25 protein-coding genes are annotated in these 17,154 nt (G+C 60.2%); 14 read left to right on the top strand and 11 right to left on the bottom strand.

The genetic code is table 11. The features are described from left to right. Genes OOZ52_RS08195 through hisB form a run of 5 tightly spaced genes read right to left on the bottom strand, consistent with a single transcriptional unit; the run spans position 1 to position 2,652 of the window. Entirely contained in the window at positions 1-426 is a 426-nt protein-coding gene (locus tag OOZ52_RS08195; RefSeq protein ID WP_274698021.1) for a hypothetical protein, read from the bottom strand. Continuing rightward, positions 426-1,151: a 1-(5-phosphoribosyl)-5-[(5-phosphoribosylamino)methylideneamino]imidazole-4-carboxamide isomerase gene (gene hisA, locus OOZ52_RS08190; protein ID WP_274698020.1), complete on the bottom strand. Its 726-nt coding sequence runs from the start codon at positions 1,149-1,151 to the stop codon at positions 426-428. Before hisA ends, OOZ52_RS08195 begins: the two co-directional genes overlap by 1 nt. Beyond that, positions 1,148-1,774: an imidazole glycerol phosphate synthase subunit HisH gene (gene hisH, locus OOZ52_RS08185; protein WP_274698019.1), complete on the bottom strand. Its 627-nt coding sequence runs from the start codon at positions 1,772-1,774 to the stop codon at positions 1,148-1,150. The genes hisA and hisH overlap by 4 nt, the downstream gene beginning before the upstream one ends. Beyond that, entirely contained in the window at positions 1,771-2,055 is a 285-nt protein-coding gene (locus tag OOZ52_RS08180; RefSeq protein ID WP_274698018.1) for a YciI family protein, read from the bottom strand. Before OOZ52_RS08180 ends, hisH begins: the two co-directional genes overlap by 4 nt. Before the next feature lie 3 nt (positions 2,056-2,058). Then, a complete protein-coding gene (hisB, locus tag OOZ52_RS08175) occupies positions 2,059-2,652 on the bottom strand; it encodes an imidazoleglycerol-phosphate dehydratase HisB (RefSeq protein WP_274698017.1) in 594 nt (197 codons plus the stop codon). Between the two features lie 119 nt (positions 2,653-2,771). On the opposite strand from hisB, the gene OOZ52_RS08170 reads away from it, so the two are divergent. From OOZ52_RS08170 to OOZ52_RS08150, 5 genes are all read left to right on the top strand, one after another. Beyond that, positions 2,772-3,284: an SspB family protein gene (locus OOZ52_RS08170; protein ID WP_274698016.1), complete on the top strand. Its 513-nt coding sequence runs from the start codon at positions 2,772-2,774 to the stop codon at positions 3,282-3,284. A gap of 21 nt (positions 3,285-3,305) precedes the next feature. Beyond that, a complete protein-coding gene (locus tag OOZ52_RS08165; RefSeq protein ID WP_274698015.1) occupies positions 3,306-3,740 on the top strand; it encodes a hypothetical protein in 435 nt (144 codons plus the stop codon). Positions 3,741-3,798: 58 nt separating this feature from the next. Next, a complete protein-coding gene (gene gmk / locus OOZ52_RS08160) occupies positions 3,799-4,434 on the top strand; it encodes a guanylate kinase (RefSeq protein WP_274698014.1) in 636 nt (211 codons plus the stop codon). A 112-nt stretch (positions 4,435-4,546) separates the two neighbouring features. Continuing rightward, on the top strand, positions 4,547-5,386 hold the full coding sequence (dapD, locus tag OOZ52_RS08155) for a 2,3,4,5-tetrahydropyridine-2,6-dicarboxylate N-succinyltransferase (RefSeq protein WP_274698013.1): 840 nt from the start codon (positions 4,547-4,549) through the stop codon (positions 5,384-5,386). 102 nt (positions 5,387-5,488) lie between these two features. Next, positions 5,489-5,641 carry a hypothetical protein gene (locus tag OOZ52_RS08150; protein ID WP_274698012.1) on the top strand — a complete coding sequence of 51 codons (153 nt, stop codon included), beginning with the start codon at positions 5,489-5,491 and terminating at the stop codon, positions 5,639-5,641. Positions 5,642-5,770: 129 nt separating this feature from the next. Here OOZ52_RS08150 and OOZ52_RS08145 read toward each other — a convergent pair whose 3' ends face one another. Next, the gene (locus OOZ52_RS08145; protein WP_274698011.1) at positions 5,771-7,033 is read right to left on the bottom strand and encodes a dipeptidase; all 1,263 of its coding nucleotides are present in this window, start codon (positions 7,031-7,033) and stop codon (positions 5,771-5,773) included. A 14-nt stretch (positions 7,034-7,047) separates the two neighbouring features. Between OOZ52_RS08145 and OOZ52_RS08140 the strand changes: the two genes are divergently transcribed. Next, positions 7,048-7,770 carry a hypothetical protein gene (locus tag OOZ52_RS08140; protein ID WP_274698010.1) on the top strand — a complete coding sequence of 241 codons (723 nt, stop codon included), beginning with the start codon at positions 7,048-7,050 and terminating at the stop codon, positions 7,768-7,770. Continuing rightward, positions 7,767-8,171: a DoxX family protein gene (locus OOZ52_RS08135; RefSeq protein ID WP_274698009.1), complete on the top strand. Its 405-nt coding sequence runs from the start codon at positions 7,767-7,769 to the stop codon at positions 8,169-8,171. Before OOZ52_RS08140 ends, OOZ52_RS08135 begins: the two co-directional genes overlap by 4 nt. 65 nt (positions 8,172-8,236) lie before the next feature. On the opposite strand, the gene OOZ52_RS08130 is transcribed toward OOZ52_RS08135, so the two are convergent. Then, complete coding sequence (locus tag OOZ52_RS08130; RefSeq protein ID WP_274698008.1) at positions 8,237-8,488, bottom strand: SWIB/MDM2 domain-containing protein; 252 nt, start codon at positions 8,486-8,488, stop codon at positions 8,237-8,239. A gap of 49 nt (positions 8,489-8,537) precedes the next feature. Continuing rightward, the gene (locus OOZ52_RS08125) at positions 8,538-9,140 is read right to left on the bottom strand and encodes a YbhB/YbcL family Raf kinase inhibitor-like protein (protein WP_274698007.1); all 603 of its coding nucleotides are present in this window, start codon (positions 9,138-9,140) and stop codon (positions 8,538-8,540) included. A gap of 228 nt (positions 9,141-9,368) precedes the next feature. Here OOZ52_RS08125 and OOZ52_RS08120 point away from each other — a divergent pair, with 228 nt between their 5' ends. Continuing rightward, a complete protein-coding gene (locus tag OOZ52_RS08120) occupies positions 9,369-10,805 on the top strand; it encodes a S41 family peptidase (RefSeq protein WP_274698006.1) in 1,437 nt (478 codons plus the stop codon). 62 nt (positions 10,806-10,867) lie between these two features. Here OOZ52_RS08120 and OOZ52_RS08115 read toward each other — a convergent pair whose 3' ends face one another. After that, positions 10,868-11,299: a COG3650 family protein gene (locus tag OOZ52_RS08115; RefSeq protein WP_274698005.1), complete on the bottom strand. Its 432-nt coding sequence runs from the start codon at positions 11,297-11,299 to the stop codon at positions 10,868-10,870. Between the two features lie 131 nt (positions 11,300-11,430). Between OOZ52_RS08115 and OOZ52_RS08110 the strand changes: the two genes are divergently transcribed. Both OOZ52_RS08110 and OOZ52_RS08105 read left to right on the top strand, forming a co-directional pair. Further along, complete coding sequence (locus tag OOZ52_RS08110; RefSeq protein ID WP_274698004.1) at positions 11,431-11,763, top strand: DUF962 domain-containing protein; 333 nt, start codon at positions 11,431-11,433, stop codon at positions 11,761-11,763. Between the two features lie 85 nt (positions 11,764-11,848). Beyond that, positions 11,849-12,397, top strand: coding sequence for a hypothetical protein (locus tag OOZ52_RS08105; RefSeq protein ID WP_274698003.1), 549 nt, complete (start codon positions 11,849-11,851; stop codon positions 12,395-12,397). A gap of 174 nt (positions 12,398-12,571) precedes the next feature. On the opposite strand, the gene OOZ52_RS08100 is transcribed toward OOZ52_RS08105, so the two are convergent. Beyond that, positions 12,572-12,913, bottom strand: coding sequence for an HPF/RaiA family ribosome-associated protein (locus OOZ52_RS08100; RefSeq protein WP_274698002.1), 342 nt, complete (start codon positions 12,911-12,913; stop codon positions 12,572-12,574). A 176-nt stretch (positions 12,914-13,089) separates the two neighbouring features. On the opposite strand from OOZ52_RS08100, the gene OOZ52_RS08095 reads away from it, so the two are divergent. From OOZ52_RS08095 to OOZ52_RS08080, 4 genes are all read left to right on the top strand, one after another. Further along, positions 13,090-13,443, top strand: a complete 354-nt coding sequence (locus tag OOZ52_RS08095) for a hypothetical protein (RefSeq protein ID WP_274698001.1) — start codon at positions 13,090-13,092, stop codon at positions 13,441-13,443. A 123-nt stretch (positions 13,444-13,566) separates the two neighbouring features. Then, positions 13,567-15,168 (top strand): TadE/TadG family type IV pilus assembly protein, encoded by a 1,602-nt coding sequence (locus tag OOZ52_RS08090; protein ID WP_274698000.1) that lies wholly within the window; start codon positions 13,567-13,569, stop codon positions 15,166-15,168. Continuing rightward, a complete protein-coding gene (locus tag OOZ52_RS08085; RefSeq protein WP_274697999.1) occupies positions 15,168-15,797 on the top strand; it encodes a TadE/TadG family type IV pilus assembly protein in 630 nt (209 codons plus the stop codon). Before OOZ52_RS08090 ends, OOZ52_RS08085 begins: the two co-directional genes overlap by 1 nt. After that, positions 15,794-16,438, top strand: coding sequence for a TadE/TadG family type IV pilus assembly protein (locus OOZ52_RS08080; protein WP_274697998.1), 645 nt, complete (start codon positions 15,794-15,796; stop codon positions 16,436-16,438). The genes OOZ52_RS08085 and OOZ52_RS08080 overlap by 4 nt, the downstream gene beginning before the upstream one ends. Before the next feature lie 161 nt (positions 16,439-16,599). On the opposite strand, the gene OOZ52_RS08075 is transcribed toward OOZ52_RS08080, so the two are convergent. Continuing rightward, positions 16,600-17,127 carry a nuclear transport factor 2 family protein gene (locus OOZ52_RS08075; RefSeq protein WP_274697997.1) on the bottom strand — a complete coding sequence of 176 codons (528 nt, stop codon included), beginning with the start codon at positions 17,125-17,127 and terminating at the stop codon, positions 16,600-16,602. Positions 17,128-17,154: the final 27 nt, after the last annotated feature.

The following is a 17,154-nucleotide window of genomic DNA, read 5'->3' as shown; positions in this document are numbered from 1 at the left end:
TTAATCCGCCTCAACCGTAGCGGTGATCGACAGAGAGCCGACATCGACGCGCAATTGATCGCCGATAGCAAAAAGGGGGATCGCCTCTCTCGACATGCCCTTCCACGCGAAATCAATCGCGCTTCCCGACACGTCAAATTCAGACACCTGTTCACCATTGCGGAAAAGCTGCAGCTTGCCATCGTGATCACTGCCAAGCTTGCTCAACCGCAGCGAAAACCGTTCCTGCCCATCGCTCCAGCGATCCTGCCCCAGCTTGCCGTGATACCCGGTATCACTGCGGAACTTGGCCTCGACATTGTGGGTTTTCAAAACCCCTTTGCCGGTGACCACTACGCTAGAGCTGTTCGCAAGCTTGTTCCTCAACCCGGCGATCACGATTACCGTGACGACCAACGCGAGTATCCAGAAGACAAGCCCGCCCATTACCGGTTCGCCATCGCAATAGCGGTCGCAAGGTCCAGCCGCCCTTCGTAAAGCGCGCGCCCCGTGATCACGCCTTCGATGCCCTGATCGGCCTGCAGCGCGAGCATATGGATATCGTCCAGTCCCTTCACCCCGCCACTGGCAATCACCGGGATATCGACCATGCGCGCCAACTCTACCGTTGCCTGTACGTTGCAGCCTTTCAGCAAGCCGTCACGCCCGATATCAGTGAACAGTAGGCTGGCGACGCCTGCGTCCTCGAACCGGCGCGCCATGTCCTCGACCGGAACGTCGGATACTTCAGCCCAGCCTTCGGTCGCGACCATACCATCGCGCGCGTCCACGGCGACAACGATGCCGCCTTCCCATTCGCGCGCCATTTGCCTGACGAAATCAGGGTTCTTGAGCGCTGCAGAGCCAATCACCAGCCGCGCCACACCAAGGTTGAACCATCCTTCGACTGCCGCCGCATCGCGAATACCGCCGCCCAGTTGCACGTAGCCGGGGAACCGCTCGACAATCGCTTCCACCGCCGCGCGGTTGCGGCTTTCGCCGGCAAAGGCGCCGTCTAGATCGACGACGTGGACATGCTCGGCACCCGCCTCAGCAAAAAGCATCGCCTGCGCCGCCGGATCATCTCCGTAAACGGTCGCGCGATCCATATCGCCCTCAGCAAGCCGTACGACTTCGCCGCCCTTGAGATCGATGGCTGGAAAAACAATCATTGCGGATCCCAATCTAGGAAACGGCGGAGCAGGTCCAGCCCGTATTGCTGGCTCTTTTCCGGATGGAATTGCACGCCGAGGATATTGCCGCGCGCGACTGCGGCGACAAGACCGCCGCCGTGATCGGTCATCGCGGCAATGTGGCGACCTTCGTCGGGCTGGAAGTGATACGAGTGGAGGAAATAGGCCTCGCCCTCGTCAATCAGTTCGCTGCCATCGCCGTGATGCGCGTGGACGACATCGTTCCAGCCCATATGCGGCACTTTTATGGCCGGATCGGTCCGCTCAATCCCTTTGACCTCGCCCGGAATCCAGCCAAGTCCGTCATGCATGCCATGCTCCAACCCGCGAGTTGCGAGCAATTGCATGCCCACGCAAATGCCGAGGAAGGGCACGCCATCCGCGATCACCCGCTCTTCCAGCGCCTCCACCATGCCGGAGATTGCCCACAAGCCATCTCGGCAAGCCCCGAAGGCACCCACCCCGGGCAGCACAATGCGCCGTGCACCACGCACCAGATTGGGATCATCGGTGACGGCAATCTCCTGCGCCCCGGCAGCCTTCAGGGCGTTGTGAACCGAGTGCAGATTACCGGCGCCATAATCGATCAGCGCGATGGTCACGCCAGCAGGCTTTCCAGCCCCTCGGCGGCGAAAGCGGGAGCGATTTCGGTCACCGTCACACGCGCAGCGCCTTCGGTAACGAAGGGATCGAGATTGGCGAGGCTCTCCACTTCCGCGCGGTCGCCGCTCGCGAGGATGACGCCGCCGGTGCGCGGCTGCTTGCGCCCCCAAAGCAGGAAATGACCGCTGGCATGCCCGGCTTTCAAATGGGCTTTATGCGCATCGAGCAGCGCATCGACCTGTTCGAGCGGGACGACGTATTCCAGATCGATTACGAACATCGCCTAACCGCCCAGCTGTCCCTTGGTGCTCGGCACCGCGCCACCTTTACGCGGATCAAGCTCGACCGCCTGTCGCATCGCGCGGGCAAAACCCTTGTAGATGCTCTCGCAAATGTGGTGGTTGTTGCTGCCGTAGAGCTGCTGCACGTGCAGCGTCAGGCCCGCCGTTTGCGAAACCGACTGGAACCAGTGCTCGATCAGCTCCGTGTCCCATTCACCCAGCTTTTCCTGCGTGAAGCGCGCCTTGAACACACACCACGGGCGGCCCGACACATCGACAACCACGCGGCTCAGAGTTTCGTCCATCGGCGAATGTGCTTCACCGTATCGGCCGATGCCGCCCTTGTCGCCCAGCGCCTCTGCCAGAGCCTGGCCCAGCGCGAGCGCGCTGTCTTCGGTGGTGTGGTGCTGGTCGATATGAAGATCACCATCGACCTTCATCGTCACGTCAATCAGCGAGTGGCGGCTGAACTGTTCGACCATATGATCGAGAAAACCGATCCCGGTGGAAATGTCATAGCTGCCCGTCCCGTCGAGATTCACCTCGACAGCGATCCGGGTTTCCTTGGTATTTCGTTCGATACGGCCTGTTCGCATGGGTGATGCCTATAAGGCGAATGTGACAGGGTGCAAACCGCCTAAAGGCCTAATGATAGCGGGGATTGTGCGCCGATTGCGGCTTGACCTCCCACGCGCCCCTCGCCACCTAGCGAAGCATGAGTGACGAAACGCCCGATAGCCTGATCCCCTATGACGAGATCGTGCAGGAAGCCCTGCGCGCTGTCGTCGGACGCGTCCTGGGCTCGGTAGAGGAATCGGGTGGCACCCTACCCGGCGGCCATCATTTCTACATCACGTTCAAGACCGCAGCGCCGGGCGTGGACATCCCCGCCAGCCTGCACGAGCGTTTTCCGGACGAGATGACGATTGTCCTGCAGAACAAGTTCTGGGATCTGAACGTCACCGACACGGGCTTTTCGGTTGGCCTCAGCTTCAATCAGATCCCCTCAAAACTATCGATCCCCTTCGCGGCCATAACCGCCTTCGTTGACCCGGCAGTCGATTTCGGCCTGCAGTTCCAGGCAGCTGTCGATGATGCGGAACCCGCAGAACACGAGGATGCCGAGAACGACGGGAGCGGCGAAGCGGAACAAGGCGGCGCGCCAGACATTGCCCAGAGTGAAGACGGCTCCAATGTCGTCACGGTCGATTTCGGTCGCAAGAAGTAACGCCGGGGCGCAGCTCGCCTCATGAACGGGGGCAACACCATGTCCGACAATCACATCACCGATCAGGCTGCGGACGCGCTGCGCGAAGCCGGCGGCGATGATCACACGACGGGCGAGCCGGTTCCCGGCCCCAGCCCCAACGCCGCTACCAACCTGATGATCAACGACATCATCCTGCGCAGCGTGGGCCGCATTTCACGGATGACGGTCGAAAAAGCGATCCTCGGCAAACAGTACGGTAAGGAACTGGCACAAGACGCGGTCGACAACCGCTCCACCATGAGCACGCTTGCCGCCTTCGCAATCACCAAGGTTGCCACCCGCTCGCTCCCAGGAGCGGCGCTCGTGACCACGGGCCTGATCGCAAAGACGCTTTTTGACCGCAGCCAGCGCCGCCGCGAAGCGATCCGGCAGGGCAACAAGACCATTCGCGACATGGCCAACAGTGAAGACTAGCTGACGACAATTGCGGTGAAGGCTTGATTGCCCCCGCCCCATCGGCCAATTGCAATGCATGGACGTAGCACAAAGCCTGCACCGCCGTGGACTGATGTTCATCCTTTCCTCGCCATCGGGCACGGGAAAAACGACCATTGCGCGGCGACTGCTCGAAGAAGATGGCGAGATAGCAATGTCGGTCTCGGTCACCACGCGCCCGCCGCGCCCCGGTGAAGTCGATGGCAAGGACTACCATTTCGTCGATCAGGCCGGATTTGATCGCATGGTGGAAGCCGGCGAGCTCGTCGAATGGGCCGAAGTGTTCGGCAACAATTACGGCACCCCGAAAGCACAGATCAAAGCGGGCCTGAAAGAAGGGCGCGATTTCCTGTTCGATATCGACTGGCAGGGCACCCAGCAGCTTTACCAGCGCATGGAGACAGACGTTGTCCGCGTTTTCCTTCTACCCCCGAGTATCGAGGAACTGGAAGATCGCCTGCGCGGTCGCGGCACCGATAGTGACGATGTGATCGAAGGCCGAATGGCCCGCGCGCGCAATGAAATCAGCCACTGGGACGGGTATGACTACGTCGTGGTAAACGATGATATCGACCAGTGCTTTGCCAAGGTCCGCATGATTCTGGAGGCAGAGCGTATGCGCCGCGCGCGCCAGACAGGCCTTGTCGATTTTACCCGCGATCTGATGCGCTGAGCCTGTTCGCCAAGAGGGTTCGGTGTCCGGCTACGTATGCGCCGGACGTCGCGTCTTGTGCATGCCTTGCGAAGAAGCTAGCCGCATTCTGCATCAAAGGAGACCACGTAGAATGACTGCCGAACTCGTTTCAGCCATCGAAGAAGCATGGGAACGTCGCGCCGAGCTGACCCCTGCCGATAGTGACGTTCGCCGCAGCGTCGATAGCGCCATCGAAATGCTCGATAATGGCAGCGCGCGCGTGGCAGAGCCCGATGGCAACGGCGGCTGGCAGGTCAACCAGTGGCTGAAGAAGGCGGTCCTCCTTTCATTCCGCCTGCAGGATAACCGGGTGATGGAAGGCGGCAGCGCAGGAAAGCCCGCCTTTGACAAGGTCTCCTCCAAATTCGCTGGCTGGGGCAAGGATCGCTTTGCCGAAGCGGGTTTCCGCGTCGTGCCGGGCGCGGTAGCACGCCGTGGTTCCTACATCGCGCCAGGCACGGTGCTGATGCCCAGCTTCATCAATATCGGTGCCTATGTCGATGAAGGCACGATGGTCGATACATGGGCCACAGTCGGCTCGTGCGCGCAGATTGGCAAGAACGTGCACATCTCTGGCGGCGCCGGGATTGGCGGTGTTCTCGAGCCGCTACAGGCAGAGCCCGTCATCATCGGTGATGGTGCCTTTATCGGTGCGCGTGCCGAAGTCGCCGAGGGCGTCCGCGTGGGCGAAGGCGCGGTGCTTTCGATGGGCGTATACCTCGGCGCTTCGACCAAGATCGTCGACCGCGCGACGGGCGAAGTCCATCGCGGCGAAGTACCACCCTATGCCGTAGTCGTGCCCGGATCGCTGCCCGGCAAGGCATTGCCCGATGGCACGCCCGGGCCGAGTCTGTACTGCGCTGTCATCGTCAAAACGGTCGATGCGCAAACACGCGCAAAAACAGGCATTAATGAGCTGCTCCGCGAGTAACCGGACGCTCCGCCCCTACCTGCTTTCGACCGTGTAACGGAACCTTCGCCTCGGACATCCGTAAATTTGATACGGATCAACAAGCGACGAAGGGCGAAAACCATGAGTTACAAAGAAGGCGACGAAGTGCACATCGAAGACGATGATGCAAAGGCTGGTGAAACCACGGGCCATGTCCGCTGGATCCTGGCAATCAGTCTTTTGGCAGCGTTGGTGGTTATGTCCCTCGTCTGGATTATCCCGGCTTTGAGCTAAGGCGATGCCGATGACACGGTGGCGGATGACGCTGATGTGACGCCGGAAAACGGCGAAGTGACCGGCTGAGCAATCCGGGATTTGAAAAAGCGCAACGGGCTTGGCCTGCCGCCCTCTTTTGATGCGCTTTTACCGCTCGTCGCTTTCATAAGGCGGCACATCCGCTTGCGATGCCGCATATGCCTCCGCCTCGCGCATCACGCGCAGCATGTTGCGAAAGGAAATCTTCTCCAGATCCTCTTGCGTGTATCCGCGCCGTGCAAGTTCGGTGAACAAGGGTGGGTAGCCTGTAACGTCTTCGGCACCGACCGGCCCGCTCCGCATCCCGTCATAGTCGCCGCCGATGCCGATATGATCGATGCCGGACACTTCGCGCACGTGGTCGATATGGTCTGCCCAGTCGGAAATAGTCGCCTCGGGCATGGCATTGGCCGCGTCCCATGCTTCCATACCAGCCTCGACCTGATCAGGCTGGCCTTGCCACCACGCCTCGAGACGCGCTTGCTCTGCCTGCCGCGCGGCATACCACACGCGCTGGGCTTCGCTCAGGTAGCCAGGTAACCCGACCACCATTACGATGCCGCCGTTGTCGGGCAGCCGTTCAAGCACGCTATCGGGCACATTGCGGGCATGGCCGTTCACCGCGCGCACGCCCGAATGGCTGAAGATCACCGGAGCGCCGACGGCATCGAGCGTATCGTGCATGGTCTCCTCGGACACGTGGCTGAGATCGACCAGCATGCCGAGCCGTGCCATTTCCTGCACCACCATCACGCCGAATTCGGTGAGGCCGCCGTGCTCGGGATCGTCCGTTGCACTATCCGCCCATGGCGTATTGAGATTGTGCGTGATCGTCATGTACCGCGCGCCAAGATCGTACATCTGCCGCAGCACCGAGAGGCTCGATCCGATCGAATGACCGCCTTCCATGCCGATAAGCGAGGCGATGCGCCCTTCCGCCATTGCCGCCTCGACATCGTCGGCAGTCAGCGCCAGCGCAAGGTCATCGGGATAGGCATTGATCAGCCGGTGCGTGACATCGATCTGCTCGAGCGTGGTCTGCACGGCCTCGGGCTCTTCGAGAGCGGTTGAAATCCACACAGACCACCACTGCGCGCCTACGCGCCCTTCGCGCAGACGCTGCAGATCGGTGTGCATCTGTCCCGGCGTCCATTCGTCGCCTTCCAGGGTATCGTGGAAGTCGAAGTGACCGATCACATTGCCGAATTGTCCGCGCAACCGCCCTGGCACATCGTTGTGCCCGTCCCATACAGGCGCCGCCTCAAGTGCGGCAGCGGCTACCTCCTCCGGCGTATCCTGCGCCAAAGCGGGCGCGGTACACAGGGCAAAGGCCAGAGCGGTTGTTACGGCAAGGCGGCAAGTCTGGCGCATGGCAAAAACTCCTGATGCGATCACGATTGTTGGCGTGCTTATGCCGCAGCCTGCTGCGTAAGCAAGAGACGCTGCCACTGCTTGACCTTGATAGCTACGCCGCGCAAGCTGGCCGGATGCAGCTGTTTCGCCCACTTTTCCCGTTAGTTGTCACAGCACTGGCTGCCGTAATTCCTGCATCATCGGTGGCGCAGGAGGCCGAAGACCCGTGCGCCCGGGAGGGTGCGTGCCGCCATATTGCAGAATATGTGCTTCAGGGACCTGACGGGACCACGGCACGCTTGCCTGCCAGAGTGGACCTGCCATGGGTGTTTCAAGGCAATGTCATCGTCACACCGGGAGAGGCGGTGGTCGTAGAACTGGTGGAAGAAGACGGCACCCTGACACCGTACCTGCGCCGGACAGGCGAAGACGCGCGTACCACTCCGATGGCAGAGGGCGAAGTGCGCTTCGATTTTGCGCCGGTCGAGAACGGGCGCGTGATGGTTCGTGCTGTCAGCCAGTATCCGGAGGCACTCGAATATGCGGCGCTTATGGTCGATGCCAATGTCGGCCCGGAACGAACCAGCGTATGCACCCTGATGCCGGGTGTTACAGTGTTCGAGGCCTGGCAGCAGCCGATTTACCAGCTCGCCTTCTGGAGCTTCCGCCCCGCTACTAACGGTTACACCTGCAGCATCATCGACCCTGATGCAGGGATCAACGAGGCGGACCGAGACGCCGCGAATAGCAAGTGATCCGCGCCGCTCTGCGCTGGGTGCTGGCGCTCTTCTACGCCTATGCCGGGTACAAACACCTGGTCGATCCTGCACCATTTCTGCAGATAACGCCGGATTGGGTTCCCTTCCCGCAAGAGGTTGTGTTCTGGACAGGCGTGGCGGAGCTCTTGGGCTCGCTGGCGCTGCTCCAGCCGTGGTCGAAGCGAGTGCGCATGGCTGGCGGCATTGGGCTTGCCCTCTATGCCCTGTGTGTCTGGCCAGCGAACATCAATCACATGATGATGGACATGGCACAGCCCGACGGTGGCTGGGGCATGGCCTATCACGTACCGCGTATGATCGCGCAACCGCTGATCATCTGGCTGGCTCTGTGGGTGAGCGGCGCGGTGGAATGGCCGTTTGGCAAAAAGCGCGCCTAAAACAAAACGGGCGAGAAGCATGTCGCTTCCCGCCCGCTTCGCGTGTCTTCAATGACAGGTGAGCCTTAGCTCATGTGCTTGGAAACAGCACCCGTCATCTTGAACATGCTGATCTGATCGTTGCCGATCACCGCACCAAGCTTGGCATCGGGATTGATCATGCGCTTGTCCTTGGAATCCTGCAGACCGTTGGCCTTGATGTGATCCCAAACCTTCTTCGTGACCTGTGCACGGGTCATAGGACCCTTGCCGACCACATCCTCCAGAGCCGAGGTAAGATTCACCGGCTTGTTCAGAGCATTGTTCTTGGCAGCCATTTCACACTTCCTTTCACACAAAAATAGCTGGCTGAAAGCCTAGCACCGTTCAAATGTCTTCGTCTTCGTCATCCCAGTCGTAATCCCCACCTTCTTCGCGGGCATAAGTGCCTGTAAGGATTGCCAAACCCATTACATGGCCCTCCATGGCGGCCATCAACTCGTCGCGACTCGCCCCCGGCATGAGCGTAAGTGGCAGATCCAAAGCGAAAAGCTGGAATACATAATCGTGCGGTTCGTCGCCTGTTGGCGGGTCCGGAAGAAGCCATTCGGAGTTACCAAAAGCGTTCTTGCCAACGCGCGGTGGAGTCTCCCCTTCAAGGATCTGGCCCTTCTGCCCGGGCAGACCCCAGACAAGCCAGTGACAGAAGGGTTCACCCGTCTGCCAATCGGCATCTTCGACCACCAGAACCAATTCCTGTGTGCCCGGAGGAGGCGCAGTCCATTCGACCGGCGGGGCGACGGCGTCTTCTTCATCGGCGGTGAAGCACGGATCCAACTCGCCCGCATTGCGGAACGCGGCGGAAGACAGGGTCATGCCTCCTTTGCCCAACAGCGCCTCGCTTCCCAGCTTGGCCGCCACGATTTTGCCATGCCCCGGGCGCAGCTTGCCAATTGCGGCGCCGAGCCATGCAGGAGCGGTATCAGACATAAGGTTTCCTCAAACTGCGCGATTTACGGATAGTTGCAGGCGATGTGCCGATTGCAGCGGCGCATTGCAAGGGCTGGTCTTGTTCATCTTGTCGAAGGTTTCGATCTGCCAGAGTGCAATTGGAAAATCCTGTCACGCATCGCGTGGGCCAGCTTGTCTGCCGATTGCGATGCAGGTAGCATTCTCCCTTGCTTTGGGTCTGTCCGGATAACTGGAAAGCTGGAAATCATGCGCACTTCGAAAATCGCTCTATCGCTAGCCTGCATCGGAATGCTGGTATCGTGTGGCGGAGGCGGAGGTGGCGGAACACCCACTCCTACAGCGGGAACCGGAGGAGGTGGAAACACCGCCGATTGCAGCATTGGCGGAAGGCTTACCTTTACGGAATCCGTCTTCAACGAATGGTATCTGTTCCCGAACCTGCTCGACACGTCGCTGAACCGGAACAGCTTCAACAATGTGCAAGACTATATTGATGCATTGGTTGCTCCGGCGCGCGCGCAGAACCGGGACCGGTTCTTCAGCTTCGTTACCTCTATCGCGGAAGAAACCGCTTTTGCGAATAGCGGATCTACTGCCGGCTTTGGCATCCGGCTGACCTATGACACGGTCAATCGGCGTGTGTTTGTGATCGAATCCTATGACCGTTCACCCGCGGTGAACGCCAACATCGAGCGCGGAACGGAGATCGTAGGCGTCGGCACCACTTCGGGGAATATCCAGTCCACGGACAGCTTGCTGGCTAGCGGCGGACCGCAGGCCTTTATCGATGCGCTTGGGCCGTCAAATCCAGGCGTTACGCGCGTGCTTGATATCATCGATTCCAACGGAACACGTCGCCAGGTCAGCGTCACAAAGGCAGATTATGATCTCGATCCGGTGCCACGCTACGGCGCTCAGATCATCAACGACGGCGGCAAGCAGGTGGGCTACATTCGTCTCACGAACTTCATCAACCCGGCGATAGCGGACTTGCAGGCGGCTTTTGCCGATTTCCGCGCGGCGGGTGTGACCGAAGTCGTGATCGATCTTCGCTATAACGGCGGTGGTCGCATCAATGTGCTGGAAGAATTCGCCGACCTTTTGGGTCGCGGCAACGAAGGCAATGTGTTCGAGACCATCGCCTTCCGTGCCAGTAAGTCCGAGAACAATTCGACCTACCGGTTCCAGACCGATAACCGCGCAATTGCGCCAACGCGCATCGCCTTCATAACGACTGGTGGCTCTGCCTCCGCGAGCGAGGCGCTCATCAATGGCATGGTCCCCTACCTCGGCACCAACATGGCCATGGTCGGAACCAACACCTTCGGCAAGCCGGTCGGCCAGTCCGCATTCGACCTTGCAGCATGCGACGACCGCCTCCGCGTCGTCACTCTCCAGCTTGAAAATGCGGATGGCAATGGTGCCTATTTCAATGGTCTTGCAGATACCGTTCCTGTCACCTGCCGAGCAAGCGATGACATCTTCAACAATTTTGGCGATCCCAATGAGACCATGCTGGCGCAGGCGCTAGACTTCCTTGATGGCCAGTCATGCACCGCTATTGCCGATTCCGGGCCGGGCCCGCGCACCAATGCCATCGAAGCGCCACAGGAACCGCCCGAACTGCTGACGCCAGAGCGGCCGCGCACCTTTATCGAATACGAGATGCCCGGCCTCTATTAAGTTTCTGAACTGTCATAATAAGTACTGAACGGCGAGCCAGACAGGCGCCCACCGTTCTTGGTTCAGGGCGGTGGTCCGATGTCATCAACGCCATCGCGGTAGGCGCAGCCCGATCTCTGCTCATCACCGATTTCGATGGTGGCGTTGAACGGGAAGACCTGATCACTCATGCCATCAGAGCAATCGCCCGGCGTCACCAGCACATCGATCTGCACGCCTTCCATCTCTCCGCTGAAGGACAGGCCGCCGCGCCCGGCAAACCGGGTCACGGGAAAGCTTGTGCCATCGATATTCTCCGGCGTGGAATAGGTCATCGTCCCGTCTGCAATATCGGCACCCCAGAATGGCTCGGTGCCGATGAGGCGCAGCGCCTGATCCTCGGCAATGTCAGAGTACGGCTCGCTATCCGACGGATCGCCGGGAACGCCATCCTCTGCGGTGCTGTTACAAGCCGCCAGCAGTGCAAGCAGTGGGGCTATCCAGTACTTCGACATGATCATCATTCCTTTCGCGGGGCCCCGATTGTGCCAGATTGATCGACTCTGCTGCAAGCGATGAAATCGATTGGGCTGACGTGCACCCCGCAGACTTGCGCAAACATCGCGATTGAAGCAGCATTGCCGGCATGACCACAAACCGCTTCACCAGCTTCGACCAGTTCTGGCTCTACTATTTGCAGGAGCACGCCAAACCGCACACCCGGGCGCTACACTACGTCGGCACCACGCTGGTCTTTGCAGTGGCAGCATTTGCAGTGGTTGGCGGAAACCTGTGGTGGCTGCTTGCCATGCCTGTCGCGGGATACTTCTTCGCCTGGCTTGCCCACTTCACCATCGAAAAGAACCGCCCGGCGACATTCACCTATCCCGGATGGAGTCTGGCAGCGGACTTCAAGATGTACTTCCTATGGCTGACCGGCAAGCTTGGTCCGGAGCTGGAGAAGGCGGGGGTCAAGTAATCATGCGCGCGTTCGGCGGGCATTCAGGCTTGGCGTGACACCTTGCCTGGGTCGAAGATGACCGGACAAACAAGGGGGATGGGTTATGAAACGGGCAAATCGCACCAGTCGCAGATCTTTTCTGGCGCGCATCGGCGGCGCGGCGGTGGCCAGTACGGGACTCTCGGCCTGCGTCACCACCGGCATTACCGATGCCGATAGCGGCAGATATGCAGACCCTGCTGGCGGAGGTCGCGGCGGGCACAGCGGTGTCACCGATGCTGATTCCGGATCCTATGCCGATCCGGCAGGACGCGGACGCCGCGGCGGCATTACCGATAGTGACAGCGGTTCCTACGCCGATCCTGCCGGACGCGGTCGTGGAGGCGAGTACCGCTCGGGCGTAACCGATAGCGATAGCGGAACCTACGCAGACCCGGCCGGCAACGGGCGCGGCAGCGGCGTGACCGACAGCGATAGCGGGAGCTATGCTGACCCTGCAGGAAACGGGCGCGGCGGCGGCAGGAGTGGTGTCACCGATAGTGACAGTGGCTCTTATGCAGATCCCGCGGGCAATGGCCGCAGTAGCGGCGTGACAGACAGCGATAGCGGCAGTTATGCTGATCCGGTTGGGCGCGGCCGCGGCCCGGGCTAATAATCTGACCTGATTGCTAGGCGGCGTGGACAAATTCCCTGCGGATCACGGTTCGAGTTCAAATTTGTCCTGACAAGGCGCGTGCGTGCAGGAAGTGCATCGCACTTTCAAGCGTACGCAACGCCGTCAGGGCGGATTTGGGCCGAACCCCTGCGGGGAATTTGTCCACGCCGTCTAAGCCTTGTCGGGGCGAGGATCGTGCTTGTGGCGCTCGCTCTTGCCGAGCACGCGTTCCAGCCGTTGCGCCATGGTAGTTGCCGCCTTGCGGGCCGCATCATCCACTTTGGCTGCATGCTCGGTAACGCCAATCGGCTTGCCGCCGCGCGGGCGTGCTTCGATCATGCAGGTCTTGTCGTCACCCCCACCCTTACGCGCGTTTTCATCCGACACGTGCACTTCCAGTCGCGTCACCCGATCTTCGAAGCGCCCCAGCTTCTGGTGAAGCATGACCTCGATACGCTCGGCGACATTCTCGGTACCCATCACGGAGCTATCGGAATTGAACTGGATCTGCATTGGGAGGCTCTCCTTCAGTGTTGCTTCACCTCTCAAGATGGGGAAGCCAGTGCCCGATTCCAGAGATAATTCACGCTTCCTTTTGGCGGTGCATAAACAAAATGCCCGCGAATTTTACAATTTGTCCAGTATTTCAACTTAGAGAGGCGCGCAGGTTTCCGAATTGCGAGTTCGCCATGCGTCATTCTCCATTCTCCAGTCCTTCCAAAGCGCTGACATTCGTGGTGTTGGTGGTCATGGGTGGCTTGTTCCTGGCCGACACCGTCGATGATGTTTCGGTTGAGCCTGCTGCCAATGACCAGCCGGACAGCGCCCCGGAGCCCAGCCCGATGGCAACCGTCGCGTCACTCAACACCCCGGAAGAACCAGCCACGTGGGACGATGAAGGGGCCGAAGACAACACTCCCGATATCGTGATCGCGGATTACCAACCGAATCAGCGTGTGGGGACCGCACCAAGAGGCGACGGCGAAATCCAATTTTCCGGCCGGCGCAGAATACCTGAAACCGATACGCGAATTGTAAAATAAAGGTAGATCAAGCGACACGTTGGTTAACATTGCACCCAACGCACTCTTCACATTTTCCGAACCTTTTCCTCTTAAATTAGGAAGTTCTTAGAACCATAGCTGAGTTAATCCGAGGACCAGACCGTGAAAACCAATGCGATACTGAAGCTGCTAAAGGATGAGGCCGGCAACGTGCTTGCTCTGTCTGCAGCCGGAATGCTTGTGCTGGTGGCACTGGTCGGCTCGGCCCTTGACCTTAGCGTAACCTACATGGCGCGCGGCAAGCTGCAGAACGCATGCGATGCCGCCGTGCTGGCCGCCCGTCAGAGTATGACGGGCACTGAATTCAACCAGGACGTAGAGGACGAGGCAGACCGCTTCTTCGACTTCAACTTTCCTGAAGGCACGTCCGGTGCAGAAGACGTCGCGTTCAGCATCACTCAGAACAGTTCGAACCAGGGCGAGCTGGAAGGTGAGGCAAGCGCCACGATCCCGACAACGCTTGTCCGTGTGATCGGCATCGATGATGTCGACATTTCCGTTAATTGTGATGCGGTGCAGGACACCGGGCACAATGACATTGTCCTTGTGCTGGACGTTACCGGTTCGATGAATGATGCACCCAGCAATGGTTCGGGCACCAAGATCGAGCGTCTGCGCGAGGGCACGCTTGGGCTTTACCGCGCGCTTGAAACCGATGACGGCTCGATCACGCGCTATGGCATCGTGCCCTATTCGCACACCGTCAATGTCGCACGCAGCCTGCGCAATCGGGACATCCTGGTCAACCAGCAGCACCTGGGCGGCAGCTTTACCTATAATCAGTGCGATACTGACGGTTACTATATCTGGAATTGTGTCAGCGCCACGTCGACCACGGCGCTTCCGACCGGTTTCTATAACCGGAACAGAAAGTACCGCTATATCACCGACATCAGCGAAGGTACTGTGCACATCCGCAATTCGCGCTGGAACAATGCATCCGGCCTGTACCCAGGCAACCGTCAGGGCTTCCGTACCAGCGGAGAAGGCTGCATCGAAGAGCGCCCGACCATCGATCCGGATAACCCGGCGCCAAGCGGCGAGTTCATTATCCGTGACTACGTAACGCGCGCCGATATCGACGATATGGCGACAAACGGACGCGATACGCCACGCCAGTTCGGTCGCTATGATATCGACTCGCAAGCCGGCTATTCGCAGACGGGTTGCCCGTCTGAAGCAAGCCGCCTTGCGGAGTATGATGACGAGACCACTTTCAGCACCGCCATCAATGCGGCGACCGCAAACGTAACCGGCGGCACATATCACGACGTGGGAATGCTGTGGGGCGCACGCTTTGCTTCGCGCACCGGCTTCTTTGAAGGCAACAACTTCAATCGGGGCGACAACGTCACCGAGATTGATGGCGTCCCGGTCAACACGCATATCGTGTTTATGACAGATGGCAGGCTGGACACTGGCGACTCACTCTATTCGGCGCATGGCGTTGAGCGTTACCAAGACCGCACCCGCGGCAATGGTACGCAGGACGAGCAGCATCTCGCCCGCTTCGCCGCCACCTGCACGCTGGCCAGAGAAATGGGCATCACCATCTGGGTCATCGCACTCGATGTCACCGACACCGACGATATCGAAGCCTGCGCGACAAGCGACAGCCACTTCTACACCAGCGATGGTTCGGACCTTGAAGAAGTGTTTGAAGCTATCGGCCAGGGCATCGGTAACCTGAGGCTGACACGCTAATGGCGAACAAGGGGATCATTGGCCGCATTGCGCGCGATGACGAGGGCGCAGCGATAGTCGAATTCGGCTTCATCGCGCTCCCGCTCATCCTGATCCTGCTTGCAGGGGTCGACTTCGGCCACCGGACCTATGTCTCCTCCGTGATGCAGGGTTCGCTGACCGATGCCGCCCGCCGCGCATCGGTGGAGAATCCCAACATCGGTGGTAGCGGCAGCACACTGGAAGAGCGCGTTGCCGAAGCCGTGGAAGCGCAGGTCAGCAACATCGTGACGTCCGGCTACACACTGACGGTCGAGCAGAGCAACTTCTACGACTTCACCGGCATCGGAAACCCCGAGAAGATCGTCCGCGATAACGACGGTGACGGGGTCTATGACGAAGACGATGGCGATTGCTTCTCGGACCTCAACGAGAATGGTGAATTTGACACCGACACGGGCCGTAGCGGCCGTGGCGGTGCCAACGATGTCGTCTTCTACGAAGCGACGCTGGAGATGGATGCGCTCGTCCCGCTCGCCAACTTCCTTGGTGGTGAAAGCCGCTACACGATGGTGGCCGAGACCGCGATCCGCAACCAGCCCTGGGGCACCCAGGCAACACCTCCTACCATCTGCGGCACGGCGATATGATCACAGCATACCTCTCCGAAGCACGGCGCATCTGGCGCGATGAAGGCGGCGTCGCCTTCGTCGAATTCGCATTTGTGGCACCCATCCTCCTGCTGCTGATCCTTGGCGGGCTGGAGCTCGCCAACTACGCTCTCGCCCACATGCGCGTGAACCAGATCGCGATGACCGTGGCGGACAACGCCGGTCGGGTGAACACCGGCATTGACGAGGCCAATGTGCAGGAAGTGTTCGCAGGCGCCGGCGTAATCGGCGCCCCGCTCGACTTCGAAGAGCATGGCCGCATCGTCCTTTCCTCGCTGCAGCACAACGGCAGGAACGGCCGCAACGAAGGCCAGATGATCAACTGGCAACGCTGCTGGGGCGAACTTGATCGTGATCCCGCATACGGCGTCGAAGGCGATGGCCGTAATGACAACTCGCTGGAAGATGGCATGGGCCCGGATGGCAAGCGCATCATCTCTGCCGAGGGTACCGCGGTGATGGTGGCCGAAGTCTACTACACCTACCAACCGCTGATCGACACCGGCTACATGGTGATCAACGAGACGATCGCACACGAAAGCGCCTTCAACGTGCGCGGGCGCGAGAACAACGATCTCACCAACGCGCAGAACCTCGACGAGATGACCTGCGGGAGCTGAGGGGTTGATTGTCTCATGAAGCCGCCTCCGCGGCTTCGTCCTCGGTGCTATTCGCTTCCCCCGGGTCAAACCCGGGGTGCGCGGCACCTGCGGTCGCCCGGTCGGGCTCTGTCGGCCGCTAGTTGCGCCCGCTCGCCTGCCCGCGCGTCCTCTCCGGCGTACTAGCCTTCTGCCCGCGCACGGCGCATGGCTTCGATGAACGGCGTGTAATCGACATAGTCGCGGTGGTGCACCACGCGCCCGTCCTCCACCGTCAGCACGATCACCATCGGCGTGACAGCATCGACAAGCGTGCCATCGCCAAGGTCAAACCCCCAGTGCAGCGCGCCTTCGTAGATCGCGGTTTCGGCCGAGACCATGCGGCTGCCGGACACAAATTCCATATGCGTGATGCCCGCATAGCTCACGCGAAACCGCTCCATGATCGCCGCGCGGCCATCGGAAGTAACCTCGCCGAATACGAGCGTTGCGGTCGGATCGACAAAGTCCGCATGCTCCGCCAGCAGCGCCTCAGCCGCATCCCAATCGCGCGAGGTGTAAGCCGCGAAATAGGCATCCGCGACGGGAGCCGTAGCCTCGCCCACGGCGGCGTAATCGGGCTGCGGAGTGTCTTGCGCAGCGGCGGGCGCGGCAACGGCAAGCGCGACTGCGGCGAGCGCGGCGCGGGTGAGGGTTTTGGCGAATGGCATGGGTGATCCTCCCGAAACTGGTGTAGG

Origin of the sequence: Aurantiacibacter sp. D1-12, assembly GCF_028858515.1 — a bacterium.
Classification (GTDB): domain Bacteria; phylum Pseudomonadota; class Alphaproteobacteria; order Sphingomonadales; family Sphingomonadaceae; genus Alteraurantiacibacter.
The sequence above is the reverse complement of the archived record's forward strand: the minus strand, read 5'-3'. Positions and strand labels throughout refer to the sequence as shown.

What these genes read in the sequence shown, in the direction of transcription:
- OOZ52_RS08115 (WP_274698005.1), bottom strand. Translation starts at nt 11,299, where the DNA reads ATGTCGAAGTACTGGATAGCCCCACTGCTTGCACTGCTGGCGGCTTGT.
- OOZ52_RS08100 (WP_274698002.1), bottom strand. Translation starts at nt 12,913, where the DNA reads ATGCAGATCCAGTTCAATTCCGATAGCTCCGTGATGGGTACCGAGAAT.
- gmk (WP_274698014.1), top strand. Translation starts at nt 3,799, where the DNA reads ATGGACGTAGCACAAAGCCTGCACCGCCGTGGACTGATGTTCATCCTT.
- OOZ52_RS08110 (WP_274698004.1), top strand. Translation starts at nt 11,431, where the DNA reads ATGACCACAAACCGCTTCACCAGCTTCGACCAGTTCTGGCTCTACTAT.
- OOZ52_RS08140 (WP_274698010.1), top strand. Translation starts at nt 7,048, where the DNA reads ATGCGATCACGATTGTTGGCGTGCTTATGCCGCAGCCTGCTGCGTAAG.
- OOZ52_RS08145 (WP_274698011.1), bottom strand. Translation starts at nt 7,033, where the DNA reads ATGCGCCAGACTTGCCGCCTTGCCGTAACAACCGCTCTGGCCTTTGCC.
- OOZ52_RS08150 (WP_274698012.1), top strand. Translation starts at nt 5,489, where the DNA reads ATGAGTTACAAAGAAGGCGACGAAGTGCACATCGAAGACGATGATGCA.
- OOZ52_RS08170 (WP_274698016.1), top strand. Translation starts at nt 2,772, where the DNA reads ATGAGTGACGAAACGCCCGATAGCCTGATCCCCTATGACGAGATCGTG.
- hisA (WP_274698020.1), bottom strand. Translation starts at nt 1,151, where the DNA reads ATGATTGTTTTTCCAGCCATCGATCTCAAGGGCGGCGAAGTCGTACGG.
- OOZ52_RS08195 (WP_274698021.1), bottom strand. Translation starts at nt 426, where the DNA reads ATGGGCGGGCTTGTCTTCTGGATACTCGCGTTGGTCGTCACGGTAATC.
- OOZ52_RS08105 (WP_274698003.1), top strand. Translation starts at nt 11,849, where the DNA reads ATGAAACGGGCAAATCGCACCAGTCGCAGATCTTTTCTGGCGCGCATC.
- OOZ52_RS08180 (WP_274698018.1), bottom strand. Translation starts at nt 2,055, where the DNA reads ATGTTCGTAATCGATCTGGAATACGTCGTCCCGCTCGAACAGGTCGAT.
- hisB (WP_274698017.1), bottom strand. Translation starts at nt 2,652, where the DNA reads ATGCGAACAGGCCGTATCGAACGAAATACCAAGGAAACCCGGATCGCT.
- OOZ52_RS08165 (WP_274698015.1), top strand. Translation starts at nt 3,306, where the DNA reads ATGAACGGGGGCAACACCATGTCCGACAATCACATCACCGATCAGGCT.
- OOZ52_RS08075 (WP_274697997.1), bottom strand. Translation starts at nt 17,127, where the DNA reads ATGCCATTCGCCAAAACCCTCACCCGCGCCGCGCTCGCCGCAGTCGCG.
- OOZ52_RS08085 (WP_274697999.1), top strand. Translation starts at nt 15,168, where the DNA reads ATGGCGAACAAGGGGATCATTGGCCGCATTGCGCGCGATGACGAGGGC.
- OOZ52_RS08095 (WP_274698001.1), top strand. Translation starts at nt 13,090, where the DNA reads ATGCGTCATTCTCCATTCTCCAGTCCTTCCAAAGCGCTGACATTCGTG.
- OOZ52_RS08120 (WP_274698006.1), top strand. Translation starts at nt 9,369, where the DNA reads ATGCGCACTTCGAAAATCGCTCTATCGCTAGCCTGCATCGGAATGCTG.
- OOZ52_RS08125 (WP_274698007.1), bottom strand. Translation starts at nt 9,140, where the DNA reads ATGTCTGATACCGCTCCTGCATGGCTCGGCGCCGCAATTGGCAAGCTG.
- OOZ52_RS08080 (WP_274697998.1), top strand. Translation starts at nt 15,794, where the DNA reads ATGATCACAGCATACCTCTCCGAAGCACGGCGCATCTGGCGCGATGAA.
- dapD (WP_274698013.1), top strand. Translation starts at nt 4,547, where the DNA reads ATGACTGCCGAACTCGTTTCAGCCATCGAAGAAGCATGGGAACGTCGC.
- OOZ52_RS08130 (WP_274698008.1), bottom strand. Translation starts at nt 8,488, where the DNA reads ATGGCTGCCAAGAACAATGCTCTGAACAAGCCGGTGAATCTTACCTCG.